Origin of the sequence: Bacillus sp. (in: firmicutes) (genome assembly GCF_031983925.1) — a bacterium.
Classification (GTDB): domain Bacteria; phylum Bacillota; class Bacilli; order Bacillales; family Bacillaceae_G; genus Bacillus_A; species Bacillus_A pacificus.
Window position 1 is genome coordinate 56219 of the sequence record NZ_DALYZR010000013.1, and the last position, 13281, is coordinate 69499.

Sequence of the window (13281 nt, forward strand, 5' to 3'; positions counted from 1 at the left end):
TGAGGAGAGAAAATTATGCGCAAAATTATTGTAGGGTCACGAAAGAGTAAATTAGCATTAACGCAAACAAATTGGTTTATTGATCAGTTAAAAGCGCTAGGTTTACCATATGAATTTGAAGTGAAAGAAATCGTTACAAAAGGCGATGTTATTTTAGATGTTACTCTTTCAAAAGTAGGTGGCAAAGGCTTGTTTGTGAAAGAGATTGAACATGCGCTACTTACGAAAGAAATTGATATGGCTGTACATAGTATGAAAGATATGCCGGCCGTACTTCCAGAAGGATTAATGATTGGTTGTACACCAAAGCGTGTTGACCCTCGTGATGCTTTTATCTCAAAAAACGGAGCGTCGTTTAAAGAGTTAGCAGAAGGCGCTATTTTAGGTACGAGTAGTTTAAGACGTAGTGCACAGCTACTCGCTGCGAGACCAGACTTACAAGTGAAGTGGATTCGCGGAAATATCGATACACGTTTACGCAAATTAAAAGAAGAAGATTACGATGCAATTATTTTAGCGACAGCGGGATTACAAAGAATGGGCTGGGATAATGAAGTTATTACAGAACATTTAGATGAGACGTTATGTGTACCTGCTGTAGGACAAGGTGCATTAGCGATTGAGTGTCGTGAGGATGATAAAGATTTACTGCAGTTGTTAGCTCATATGAATGATGGAGTAACAGAAAAAACAGTGGCAGCAGAACGCGTATTTCTTCATAAACTTGAAGGTGGATGCCAAGTGCCGATCGCAGGATATGCAACTCTTACAGAAAACGATGCAATCGAATTAACAGCTCTTGTCGGGTCTATGGACGGTTCTGTTTTATTGAAAGAGACAGTAGTAGGAACTGATCCAGAGAAAGTAGGATTAGAGGCTGCGGACCGTTTAATTAAACAAGGCGCAAAAGAACTTATTCTTGCTGCAAATAAGGGGCAACAATAAGTATGAATGCTCTCGCTGGCAAAACGGTATTGGTTACGCGTGCCCAGCATCAAGCAAAACAAATGAGTGTAGCGGTGAAAGAAAAGAGCGGAATTCCATTGGAAATTCCGCTTTTGCGTATGGAAGGTATGTCTCATAGGCAAATTCAACATATAGCAGGGCAGTTACATTCGTATGACTGGGTTATTTTTACGAGTAAAAATGGGGTAGCTTTTTTTCTAGATCGTTTGAGACAGAAGCTACCTGTAACGACTAAAATTGCTGCAGTAGGCGTGAAAACAAAGTTAGAGTTAGAAAAGCGAGGCTATGAAGTGGACTTCGTTCCAACTTCATTTGTTGCAGAAGTATTTGCAGAAGAGTTTGTAAAAAGACTAAGTGGAAACGAATGCATTTTATTTCCGAAAGGGAATTTAGCAAGAGACGTAATTCCAGTTGCGCTTCGTGAAATGGGTGTTTCTCTAGATGAGCTTATCGTATATGGTACGAAAGAGAATGTAGAGAAAAAGCAAGAGCTTATAGAAGCGTTAGAAGTAGGGAAAGTAGACATTATTACATTTACGAGCCCTTCCACTGTTACTAGTTTTGTTCGTTTACTTGAGGGTACAAACTGGAGAGAATGGACAAAAAAATGTACAATTGCTTGTATAGGGCCTATTACGGAAAAAGAGGCGAGCCTTTATTTTCCGCATATTATTATGCCGAAAGAGTACACTGTAGAAGCATTACTACAATGTGTTTGTGAATCTATAAAATAAAAGAATGGGGATAGAAATCTATGAACTCTTTACAATTTAATCGTCATCGTCGCTTAAGACAAAGTGGAGGCATGCGTGCGCTTGTGCGTGAAACGTTTTTACATACGGAAGATTTTATTTACCCTATTTTTGTATTAGAAGGAGAAAATGTTCGTAATGAAGTGCCTTCTATGCCAGGCGTATATCAAATATCTTTAGATTTATTGCAAGCTGAAATGCAAGAAGTTGTTGATTTAGGTATTCGTTCTGTTATTGTATTTGGTTTACCTGCTGAAAAAGATGAAGTTGGATCATCAGCATATTGTGATCATGGAATTGTGCAACGTGCGATTCAGCAAATTAAAGGTGAATTCCCTGATCTAGTAGTAGTTGCGGATACATGTTTATGTCAATTCACAAGCCATGGTCATTGCGGTGTAATTGAAGATGGTATTATTTTAAATGACGAGTCTCTTACAGTTCTTGCAAAAACAGCTGTAAGTCAAGCGAAAGCAGGAGCGGACATTATTGCGCCATCAAACATGATGGACGGATTCGTAACAGCAATTCGCCACGCATTAGATGAAAATGGTTTTGGACATGTACCAGTTATGTCATACGCTTTGAAATATTCATCAGCATTTTACGGACCATTCCGTGATGCTGCGCACGGTGCACCGCAATTTGGTGATCGTAAAACATATCAAATGGACCCAGCGAACCGCATGGAAGCATTCCGTGAAGCAGAATCAGATGTAATGGAAGGGGCAGATTTCTTAATTGTAAAGCCAGCTCTTTCTTACTTAGATATCGTTCGTGATGTGAAAAATAACTTTAACTTACCAGTCGTTGCTTATAACGTAAGCGGTGAATATTCAATGATTAAAGCGGCAGCGCAAAATGGGTGGATTAATGAAAAAGAAGTTGTACTTGAAAAATTAATTAGTATGAAACGCGCAGGAGCAGATTTAATTATTACGTATCATGCGAAAGATGCAGCAAGATGGTTACAAGAAGGAGGCGCTAAATAATGAAAAAGTTTGATAAGTCGATTGCAGCGTTTGAAGAGGCTCAAGATTTAATGCCTGGTGGCGTAAATAGCCCAGTTCGTGCCTTTAAGTCTGTCGGTATGAATCCGTTGTTTATGGAGCGTGGAAAAGGCTCTAAAGTATATGATATCGATGGAAATGAATACATCGATTACGTATTATCATGGGGTCCATTAATTCATGGTCATGCAAATAATCGTGTTGTTGAGGCTTTAAAAGCTGTTGCTGAAAAAGGTACGAGCTTCGGTGCTCCAACGGAAATTGAAAATAAATTAGCAAAACTTGTTATTGAGCGTGTTCCATCAATTGAGATTGTGCGTATGGTTAACTCTGGAACAGAAGCGACAATGAGTGCGCTACGTTTAGCTCGTGGTTATACAGGCCGTAACAAAATTTTGAAATTTATCGGTTGTTATCACGGTCATGGTGACTCGTTATTAATTAAAGCGGGTTCTGGTGTAGCAACGCTAGGTTTACCAGATAGCCCTGGTGTACCAGAAGGTGTAGCGAAAAATACGATTACAGTAGCGTATAACGATTTAGAAAGTGTGAAATACGCTTTCGAACAATTCGGTGATGATATTGCTTGTGTCATTGTAGAACCAGTAGCAGGGAATATGGGTGTTGTTCCTCCGCAACCAGGATTTTTAGAAGGTCTTCGTGAAGTAACAGAGCAAAATGGTGCATTGCTTATTTTTGATGAAGTAATGACAGGATTCCGTGTTGCATATAATTGTGGACAAGGTTATTACGGTGTAACACCTGATTTAACTTGTTTAGGTAAAGTAATCGGTGGTGGATTACCGGTAGGAGCATACGGTGGTAAAGCAGAAATTATGCGCCAAGTTGCACCGAGCGGACCAATTTATCAAGCAGGTACTTTATCAGGTAACCCACTAGCAATGGCAGCAGGTTATGAAACGTTAGTACAGTTAACGCCAGAATCGTATGTAGAATTTGAGCGTAAAGCTGAAATGCTAGAAGCTGGCTTACGTAAAGCGGCTGAAAAACATGGCATTCCGCATCATATCAATCGTGCGGGTTCTATGATTGGTATCTTCTTTACAGATGAACCAGTTATTAATTACGACGCAGCAAAATCTTCAAACTTAGAGTTCTTTGCGGCTTACTATCGTGAAATGGTAGAACAAGGTGTATTTTTACCGCCATCCCAATTTGAAGGTTTATTCTTATCGACAGCACATAGTGATGCAGATATTGAGGCGACAATTGCAGCGGCTGAAATTGCAATGTCAAAATTAAAAGCTTAATTGAATAAAGAAAATCGCTCTCCGTAAGGGGGGCGATTTTTTTTATTCATAAAGTCAGCTTTCCGTACATAAATCTGTAATGACATATAGTTTGGGAGGGGGAAAAGAAGTGGCAACAGATCATTCATTACGTTTTTCATTAAAAGAATCTGTTTGGTTCCAAAAAGGACAGGAAGTCGAAGAACTTTTGTCAATTTCGTTAGATCCAGACGTTGAGATAGAAGAGCTTGATCATGAGGTAATTGTGAGAGGGCAATTAGATTTAACGGGAGAGTATGTTGCACGAAAAGATGATTCAGCTTATTCATTAAGAGATCTATCGCCAGCGAAGTCCATTGATTATGTAGAAACAAGAGAAGATGGGGTTAATGAACTTGTTCATTCCTTCCCGCTTGAAATATCAATTCCAAGAAACCGTGTGAAAGTAATTGAAGAACTATATGTATCTATCGAGGAATTTGATTATGAACTAAAGGAAAATGGTTGCTTACAATTATTAGCGGATATATCTATTACAGGTTTATGTGATGAAGAAAGAATTGAGGATGAAGAGGAAGAAACGGCGTATGCTGAGTTAGAGGATGATTCTGCGCAAGAGCATGAAACTAGACCAACGCCACAAGTCGAAGAGCCAGCCTATAAGGAATCAGATGAGTGGGAAGATTACGCATTTGAACCGTTCCAACTAGAAGAAAGAAAAGAGCAGGAAGTAGAAGAAGAGGAAATAGAAGAACATGAATTTGTAGAGCGTGAAGAGGAGAAAGAAACAACGCCGCAATTTGAATTGTTCGGAAGAAAAGATTTCAAGAAAGAACAAGCGAAAAAACAAGAAGTACAAGAAGAGGAAACGTATTCACAGCGGGATGAAAATGCGCTTTATTTAACGAAATTATTTACGAAAGAACCGGAAGAAGAATTTACAAAGTTACGAATGTATTTTGTGCAAGAAGGAGATACGATCGAATCTGTTGCAGAACGTTATGAAACATCTGTACAAAACTTATACCGTGTCAATCAAACAGAAGATATATATTTAACTACAGGACAAATTATTTATATTCCTGTTTCAAGAGCAAAAGCGAAATAAGTGAGTGTTTGCACTCACTTATTTTTCTAAAGGCTATGTTTTGAATAGAAAGGGTTATTCGTATGGATATGGAATTACGAAATCGCTATGAACCCATTGTAAGGCAATATAGATTGGATACGCAGCATATGGAAGAGCACGGAAGTGTGACGAAAATTTATACGAATCAAGGTCCATATGCGCTCAAGAAAATAGAAGGCAGGAAGTTAGAGCGGAATAACTTTTTGCATCATATTCAATATTTGAAGGAGAAAGGTTTTTCAAATTATGTACCTATATACCATGCGACGGACGGAAATTATATTTTAAGTGATGGTACGTATAATTATTATTTAATGCCTTGGTTAGAGCGTGCGGAAGGGAACGGCGAGGATAATGATCAATACCATAAAATGTTTCAGACTCTCGGAACGTTGCACCAAAAAACGGTAAAAGAAGAAACGTATACAGAAGAGGATTTAGAAAAACATTATACAAATATATCCGATCGCTGGGAAAATGATGGAGAGATGTTAGAAGAGTTTCTTGTAGAATCGGAAGCGAAGTGGTATATGTCTCCGTTTGAATTGCAGTATTGTACGTACTATCATCATGTAATGAGGGCGCGTGAGTTTGCAACGAAGCAATTAAATGAGTGGAACGATGCGATGAAAGAAAAAGAAACAACGCGCATTACTTTTGTACATGGTAACGTATCGCTTAATCATTTTTTATTTGATTATGAACGGAATGGCTATTTTATTAGTTTAGAAAAATCGAAGTTTGCAACACCTGTGCAAGATATTGTAGGGTTTTATTCTCGGTCGTTAAACACATATCCAATTGCGCGAAGTGATCGGTTTGAATGGTATCAAATGTATCAAAAAAATTTCCCTTTTACGAAAGAAGAGCAACTACTCATGTTTGCGTATATGACGTATCCATCGCAATTTATTCGGCAAATCCAGTCTTATAAGAAAAGAAGAGAGCGGCGTAATGAGGGAAATGAACTTCTCGGAGTAAAGAGTTTGCAACAAGCGCATTGGCTCGTTAGTAATATAGAATATTTTCTTTCGCAATTACAAGCTGCCCAGCAAGGGAACGGATAAAGAAGATAAGTAGAGGATGCTACTTATCTTCTTTTTTTACTCAAAAAGCTGTAGTCTTAAATTTATCTTGACGAATAAGGTTTCGTTTTTTACACTATTGTATATAATAATTAACAATCATATAAATGCCTTGAAGGGGAAGAGTATAACAAGAAACGTCTTCAGAGAGGAGAATCATTAGCTGGGAGATTCTCTAGATAGTTATGTTAGAAGGTAGCCCTGGAGCATCTTTTCTGAACGGAATAGTTCTCATTAGGAAAAGACGGATTTGTCCGTTATCAAATTAAGAGTATAAACAAATTCCTGAATTTGTTTGTAAATAAAGGTGGTACCGCGATGTCCCTCGTCCTTTTTTTGGATGAGGGGCATTTTTTATTTTAAGGAGGGAAAATAATGTCAAACACGGAAAAGAATTTACCAACTAAATATGATCATATGTCCGTTGAAGAAGGCCTTTATCAGTGGTGGCTAGAAGGCAAATATTTTGAAGCAACAGGAGACGAGAAGAAACAACCGTATACAATTGTAATTCCACCTCCGAACGTAACTGGTAAGTTACACTTAGGTCATGCTTGGGATACAACTCTTCAAGATATTTTAACTCGTACGAAGCGTATGCAAGGTTACGATGTATTGTGGCTTCCAGGAATGGATCATGCGGGTATCGCAACACAAGCGAAAGTAGAAGGGAAACTTCGTGAAGAAGGTATTTCACGTTACGATCTTGGCCGTGAGAAATTCCTTGAAAAGGCTTGGGAATGGAAAGAAGAATACGCTTCTCACATTCGTCAACAATGGGGGAAAGTTGGTTTAGGACTAGACTATTCTCGCGAACGTTTCACATTAGACGAAGGTTTATCTGATGCGGTTAATAAAGTATTCGTTCAATTATACGAAAAAGGCTTAATTTACCGCGGTGAATATATTATCAACTGGGACCCGGCAACACGCACAGCTCTTTCTGATATCGAAGTAATTCATAAAGAAGTTCAAGGTGCATTCTACCATATGAACTATCCGTTAACAGATGGATCTGGTCACATTCGTCTTGCAACAACTCGTCCAGAAACGATGCTTGGTGATACAGCGGTAGCGGTTCATCCAGAAGATGATCGTTACAAGCATTTAATCGGAAAAACAGTTACACTTCCAATCGTAGGCCGTGAGATTCCGATTATTGCTGATGAGTACGTAGAAAAAGATTTCGGAACAGGTGTTGTAAAAATTACGCCAGCTCATGACCCGAATGACTTTGAAGTAGGTAACCGTCATGACTTACCACGTATCTTAGTAATGAACGAAGATGGAACGATGAACGAAAAAGCTGGTAAGTATAACGGCATGGATCGTTTCGAGTGTCGTAAAGCGTTAGTGAAAGATTTACAAGAAGCGGGCGTATTAGTAGAAATCGAGCCTCATATGCATTCAGTAGGACATAGTGAGCGTAGTGGTGCAGTTGTTGAGCCTTACTTATCAACACAATGGTTCGTAAAAATGGCTCCGCTTGCTGAGAAGGCAGTAGCGCTTCAGCAAAAAGAAGAAGAGAAAGTAACGTTCGTACCAGAGCGTTTCGAAAACACATATTTACGTTGGATGGAAAATATTCACGACTGGTGTATTTCTCGTCAATTATGGTGGGGACACCGCATTCCAGCTTGGTATCATAAAGAAACTGGTGAAGTATACGTAGGTACAGAAGCACCAGCAGATATTGAAAATTGGAATCAAGATAACGACGTACTTGATACATGGTTCAGTTCAGCGTTATGGCCATTCTCAACACTTGGTTGGCCAAATGAAGATGCAGCGGACTTCAAACGTTACTATTCAACTGATGCACTAGTAACTGGTTATGACATCATCTTCTTCTGGGTATCTCGTATGATTTTCCAAGGTTTAGAGTTTACAGGCGAGCGTCCATTTAAAGATGTATTAATTCACGGTTTAGTTCGTGATGAGCAAGGACGTAAAATGAGTAAATCTCTTGGTAACGGTATTGACCCAATGGAAGTTATCGAGAAGTACGGTGCAGATGCAATGCGTTTCTTCTTATCAACAGGAAGTGCACCAGGTCAAGATTTACGCTTCAGCATGGAGAAAGTAGAATCTACTTGGAACTTCATTAATAAAATTTGGAATGCATCACGTTTTGTATTAATGAACATGGATGACATGAAATATGAAGAAATCGATTTAACTGGTGAAAAATCAGTTGCAGATAAGTGGATTTTAACTCGCTTAAATGAAACAATCGAAAGCGTAACACGTAACATGGATAAATATGAGTTCGGTGAAGCTGGTCGCTCATTATACAACTTCATCTGGGATGATTTCTGTGACTGGTACATTGAAATGGCGAAACTTCCTCTATACGGTGAAGATGAAGCAGCTAAGAAAACAACTCGTTCTATTTTAGCTTACGTATTAGATCAAACAATGCGTCTATTACACCCATTCATGCCATTCGTAACAGAGAAGATTTGGCAACATTTACCGCATGAAGGCGAATCTATTACAGTAGCAGCGTGGCCAACAGTACGCGAAGATTTACAAGATGCAGAAGCTGCAGCAGAAATGCACCTTCTAGTTGATATCATTCGTTCTGTTCGTAACATTCGTGCAGAAGTTAATACGCCAATGAGCAAAAAAGTTCAAATGCAAATTAAAGCAAAAGATGAGGCTGTACTTGCTCAGCTTACGAAAAATAGCTCTTACATTGAGCGTTTCTGTAACCCAAGCGAGTTAACAATTCAAACGGATTTACAAGCGCCAGAAAAAGCGATGACTGCAATCGTAACAGGTGCAGAGTTATTCTTACCGTTAGCTGATCTTATCAATCTTGATGAAGAGAGAGCGCGTCTTGAGAAAGAACTTGAGAAGTTCGATAAAGAAGTAGAACGTGTACAGAAGAAACTTTCAAACCAAGGTTTCGTAGCAAAAGCTCCTGCAGCAGTTATTGAAGGAGAGCGTGCGAAAGAGCAAGATTACCTAGAAAAACGCGAAGCAGTTCGCCAACGTTTAGCGGATCTTGAGAAATAAAAATGTTTTTTAGAGACTCACTATATTGGTGAGTCTCTTTTCTTTGCGTATAATAGGAATATGAAGGTTGTCTTTTGAAAGGGGAAAGCATACGTGATACATACATACGAAGAAGCGATAGGGTGGATTCATAGCCGGTTGAAATTTGGTATTAAACCAGGATTAGAAAGAATGAGATGGATGCTAGAAGAGCTCGGAAATCCAGAGCGTCACATAAAATGTGTTCACCTTGCTGGTACAAATGGAAAAGGTTCAACGTTAACATATATGCGTTACATGTTAGAAAATGCAAAATATAAGGTAGGAACATTTACCTCCCCTTATATTGAAACATTTAACGAGCGTATTAGTGTGAATGGAACACCAATTGCAGATGAAGAGATTACTGAACTTGTAAAGATGGTAAAGCCAGTCGTTGAAAAACTAGATGAGACGGATTTAGGGGAAGCGACTGAGTTTGAAATTATTACTGTTATGGCAATTTGTTATTTCGGTAAAGTTAATTTCTGTGATGTTGTTTTATTTGAAACAGGGCTTGGAGGGCGCTTTGACTCTACGAATGTGATTCATCCAGTTCTCACGATTATTACGAATATCGGTCACGATCATATGCATATTTTAGGTAATACACTAGGAGAAATTGCATATGAAAAGGCGGGGATTATTAAGTCTGGTGTTCCGGTTATTACTGGTGTACAAGATGAGGAAGCGCTGCAAGTCATTCAAAAAGTTGCAAAGGAAAATCATGCAAATGTATACGAGATGGGCAACCATTTTACATCGTTACATAAACAGTCTAGCGAAGATGGAGAACATTTCGATTTCACTTGCCCTTTCGCCTCTTTTGAAGATGTACGAATTTCAATGAAAGGCAGCCATCAAGTAAGAAACGCAGCACTTGCACTTATGGCAGTCATGTATGTAAAAACATACTTATCATTTTTAATTGAGGAAGAAGAAATAAGAACGGGATTACAGGAAGCGTATTGGGTGGGGCGCTTTGAAAAACTGCAAAGTAATCCGGATATTATTATAGATGGTGCTCATAACCCAGAAGGTATTGAAAGTCTTGTGAAAACGGTAGAATCACATTACAAAGATAAAAATGTAATAGTTTTATTTACTGCCCTTGGTGATAAACAATTGCACAATATGGTAGGTCAATTAGAAAGCATCGCCGATGAAATTATTTTTACAACATTCGCCTTTGATCGTGCTATTTCTGCTGACAAACTTGCATCGTATGCAAAGGAAGAGTCAAAATTAGTTTTTGAAAATTGGAAAGAGGCAATTGATACGAAGGTTGAAATGCTTGGAGAAAATGATGTTTTTATCATAACAGGTTCTCTTTATTTCATTTCGGAAGTTCGAAAATATATTCGCGAAAAAAACTAGATAGTCTTTGCTATCTAGTTTTTTTGTTCTACAAATGAAGTCAAATGCATACATATAAGATAAATATATAGGGTTATTTGGCGAATTCCTCTGACAAATATCTCGTTTTTTTGTGAAATGAATATGATATGATGCGGACAACGATAAGAGGTGAGGTGTGAGTGTATGGACAAGCAATCACGAACGATCTCAGTGAAAGTGAATGGAACAGAAGCGAAGTATGAGGAGAAGAAGAAAGATGAATTTGACTGGATGGTAGTAGAAAGTGAAAGGCCAAAAAACGTTGTTCCGTTTCAAAAATCGAAAGTAGCGTCTACGGAAAAAAATCGAAAGAAGTGGAGCAATACGTTAATTGCAATCGTTGCAACTGCAATTATTATTGGTACGGCGTTTGGGATGGGGATGCTACAGTTACTGAAAGGACAAGGTGCGACAGGAGGAAGCGAAGTAACAGCTTCGAAGCAGATGCGAAAGGAAGAATTAAAGGTGGGCGGAACGGTAGAACAAACACCAGCACCAAAAGAGGAAAAGACAAAAGCACAGACAGGAACGTCATTAGATCCAATGAAATTATTTTTTGTTCAAGGAGGAATCTATTCTTCTGAAGAAAAGGGACAGGCCGCTCTTGAAGAGTGGAAAGGTAATGGAGGTGTAGCAGCCTTAAAACCGAGCGGTGATAAGTATGCATTAGTTGTTGGTATTGCTAGCGATGAACAAGGCATAAACCAATTAATGACGCAGTATAAAAATGATAATGTCTCCGTATTGAAAAAGGACTGGGATATAACAGATAAAGCGTTACTTAAAGATGATAAAGAAGTTGGGGCGTTTTTAACAAAAGTACAGCCATTATATACTCATTTAGCAAAATATGCTTCTAGCGTACAAGCTAGTGAAAAAAGTAATGCAAAAGATATAAGTGCAATCGAAAAAGAGTGGAAAGCGATTGAAAAAGAAGGGAAAAGTATGAAGCAGGAAGAAGCGAAGAAATTGTATATGTACACGTCAGTAGCTGTGCAAACAGTGAAGGACGGAAAAGGTGATAAGGAATCTTTAGCGAAATTAAATCAAGTTATCATTGATGGTATACTTTCATACGAAAAAATTGTTTCACAAAAGGTGAAATAATAGGATAATGAAATGACGAAGGAAGAAGTGTAGAGGCTTCTTTCTTTTCTTTTGAATTTAGAGTAAAGTGCTTTCTCTATGACAGGAATATAATCGTGTTTTAGTAAGGAAGTATTATTTTGTTTAAAGAAAATAATATTTCTTTTATTTGTGGACAAACTATTCCTTTGATACGATTGATATAAATGATTCTGCTTCATGTGAGAAAGGAAGGAGAAAATATGAAAAAAATTATTTTAGCTTCAGGATCACCTCGCAGGAAGGAATTGCTTGAGTTAGCGGGTGTACCATTTGAAATTGTTGTAAGTGAAGTAGAAGAAACGATTGGTGCGTATTCATCGCCTTCTGATATTGTTATGTCCCTTGCCCTGCAAAAAGCATCTGCGGTAGCAGAAAATAACAGTGATCATATTGTGTTAGGTGCAGACACAATTGTTACATATGAGTCGCGTATTCTTGGAAAGCCATCTAATGAGGCTGAGGCGAAAGAAATGTTGCAATTATTATCAGGGAAAACACATGAAGTGTATACTGGTGTTGCAATTATAGCAAAGGACAAAACAGTCACTTTTTACGAGCGTACAGAAGTTACGTTTTGGGAATTAACAGAAGAGGAAATTGATGCATACATTGCATCGAAAGAGCCTTTGGATAAAGCAGGAAGTTATGGGATTCAAGGTAAAGGATCTATTTTTGTTCAACATATTCAAGGAGACTACTATAGTGTAGTTGGGTTACCAATTTCACGTCTTGTTCGGGAATTAAAACAATTTAATATTGATGTAACCCATGCGTAAAATTGCATGGGATTTTCTTTGAGAGAACAAATAAAGGGGTGGAGAAATGAACGGTATTCGTGATGTTGTCAAAGAAGAACAGCCACGGGAGCGTTTATTGTTAGAAGGGGCTGGAAGTTTATCCAATCGGGAGCTTCTTGCAGTGTTACTCAGAACAGGTTCTAAAGAAGAAACAGTTTTGAAGTTATCAGATAAAATTTTACATCACTTTGATGGTTTACGTATGTTGAAAGATGCAACGTTAGAAGAGCTTGTCAGTATACATGGTGTCGGGGTTGCGAAGGCAACTCAGCTTATAGCTGCTTTTGAACTCGGTAGAAGAATGGTGCGTTTAGAATATCAAAATAGATACAGCATTCGAAGCCCGGAAGATTGCGCCACATATATGATGGAAGAAATGCGCTTCCTGCAGCAGGAGCATTTTGTATGTCTATATTTGAACACAAAGAATCAAGTTATACATAGGCAGACGATTTTTATTGGAAGTTTAAACTCATCAATTGTACATCCAAGGGAAGTTTTTAAAGAAGCGTTTCGCCGTGCAGCAGCCTCTATCATATGTCTTCATAACCATCCCTCAGGAGACCCCGCGCCGAGCCGAGAAGATATTGAAGTAACAAAACGCTTAGTAGAATGCGGCCGAATTATCGGAATTGAAGTGCTCGATCATATTATAATAGGTGACCATAAATTCGTGAGTTTAAAGGAAAAAGGTCATATTTAAGACTATGCTTTTTACTTATTTTGT

At 38.3% G+C, this 13281-nt stretch carries 11 protein-coding genes and 1 other annotated feature; all 11 genes read left to right on the top strand.

Annotation, left to right across the window (positions count from 1 at the left end; all coding sequences use genetic code 11):
• Positions 1-15 precede the first annotated feature (15 nt).
• The 11 genes from hemC (at position 16) to radC (ending at position 13257) form a co-directional block, all read left to right on the top strand.
• Positions 16-945 carry a hydroxymethylbilane synthase gene (hemC, locus tag RTP99_RS24230; protein WP_001226411.1) on the top strand — a complete coding sequence of 310 codons (930 nt, stop codon included), beginning with the start codon at positions 16-18 and terminating at the stop codon, positions 943-945.
• A 2-nt stretch (positions 946-947) separates the two neighbouring features.
• Positions 948-1700, top strand: coding sequence for a uroporphyrinogen-III synthase (gene hemD / locus RTP99_RS24235; RefSeq protein WP_000992369.1), 753 nt, complete (start codon positions 948-950; stop codon positions 1698-1700).
• Between the two features lie 20 nt (positions 1701-1720).
• Positions 1721-2710, top strand: a complete 990-nt coding sequence (gene hemB, locus RTP99_RS24240; protein ID WP_312367923.1) for a porphobilinogen synthase — start codon at positions 1721-1723, stop codon at positions 2708-2710.
• A complete protein-coding gene (gene hemL, locus RTP99_RS24245; protein ID WP_000712955.1) occupies positions 2710-3999 on the top strand; it encodes a glutamate-1-semialdehyde 2,1-aminomutase in 1290 nt (429 codons plus the stop codon). The genes hemB and hemL overlap by 1 nt, the downstream gene beginning before the upstream one ends.
• Before the next feature lie 109 nt (positions 4000-4108).
• Positions 4109-5086, top strand: coding sequence for a stage VI sporulation protein D (gene spoVID, locus RTP99_RS24250; protein WP_000179722.1), 978 nt, complete (start codon positions 4109-4111; stop codon positions 5084-5086).
• Positions 5087-5148: 62 nt separating this feature from the next.
• Complete coding sequence (ysxE, locus tag RTP99_RS24255) at positions 5149-6174, top strand: spore coat protein YsxE (protein WP_000366999.1); 1026 nt, start codon at positions 5149-5151, stop codon at positions 6172-6174.
• Between the two features lie 121 nt (positions 6175-6295).
• Positions 6296-6528: a binding site (T-box leader), on the top strand.
• A 39-nt stretch (positions 6529-6567) separates the two neighbouring features.
• On the top strand, positions 6568-9213 hold the full coding sequence (locus RTP99_RS24260) for a valine--tRNA ligase (RefSeq protein WP_000072229.1): 2646 nt from the start codon (positions 6568-6570) through the stop codon (positions 9211-9213).
• A gap of 93 nt (positions 9214-9306) precedes the next feature.
• The gene (locus tag RTP99_RS24265) at positions 9307-10608 is read left to right on the top strand and encodes a bifunctional folylpolyglutamate synthase/dihydrofolate synthase (RefSeq protein ID WP_000582082.1); all 1302 of its coding nucleotides are present in this window, start codon (positions 9307-9309) and stop codon (positions 10606-10608) included.
• A 165-nt stretch (positions 10609-10773) separates the two neighbouring features.
• Positions 10774-11736: a hypothetical protein gene (locus tag RTP99_RS24270; RefSeq protein WP_000360986.1), complete on the top strand. Its 963-nt coding sequence runs from the start codon at positions 10774-10776 to the stop codon at positions 11734-11736.
• A 221-nt stretch (positions 11737-11957) separates the two neighbouring features.
• Positions 11958-12533 (top strand): Maf family protein, encoded by a 576-nt coding sequence (locus tag RTP99_RS24275; protein ID WP_000720486.1) that lies wholly within the window; start codon positions 11958-11960, stop codon positions 12531-12533.
• Between the two features lie 46 nt (positions 12534-12579).
• Positions 12580-13257: a DNA repair protein RadC gene (gene radC / locus RTP99_RS24280; protein WP_001013385.1), complete on the top strand. Its 678-nt coding sequence runs from the start codon at positions 12580-12582 to the stop codon at positions 13255-13257.
• Positions 13258-13281: the final 24 nt, after the last annotated feature.

What these genes read in the sequence shown, in the direction of transcription:
- hemC (WP_001226411.1), top strand. Translation starts at nt 16, where the DNA reads ATGCGCAAAATTATTGTAGGGTCACGAAAGAGTAAATTAGCATTAACG.
- hemD (WP_000992369.1), top strand. Translation starts at nt 948, where the DNA reads ATGAATGCTCTCGCTGGCAAAACGGTATTGGTTACGCGTGCCCAGCAT.
- hemB (WP_312367923.1), top strand. Translation starts at nt 1,721, where the DNA reads ATGAACTCTTTACAATTTAATCGTCATCGTCGCTTAAGACAAAGTGGA.
- hemL (WP_000712955.1), top strand. Translation starts at nt 2,710, where the DNA reads ATGAAAAAGTTTGATAAGTCGATTGCAGCGTTTGAAGAGGCTCAAGAT.
- ysxE (WP_000366999.1), top strand. Translation starts at nt 5,149, where the DNA reads ATGGATATGGAATTACGAAATCGCTATGAACCCATTGTAAGGCAATAT.
- RTP99_RS24260 (WP_000072229.1), top strand. Translation starts at nt 6,568, where the DNA reads ATGTCAAACACGGAAAAGAATTTACCAACTAAATATGATCATATGTCC.
- RTP99_RS24270 (WP_000360986.1), top strand. Translation starts at nt 10,774, where the DNA reads ATGGACAAGCAATCACGAACGATCTCAGTGAAAGTGAATGGAACAGAA.
- RTP99_RS24275 (WP_000720486.1), top strand. Translation starts at nt 11,958, where the DNA reads ATGAAAAAAATTATTTTAGCTTCAGGATCACCTCGCAGGAAGGAATTG.
- radC (WP_001013385.1), top strand. Translation starts at nt 12,580, where the DNA reads ATGAACGGTATTCGTGATGTTGTCAAAGAAGAACAGCCACGGGAGCGT.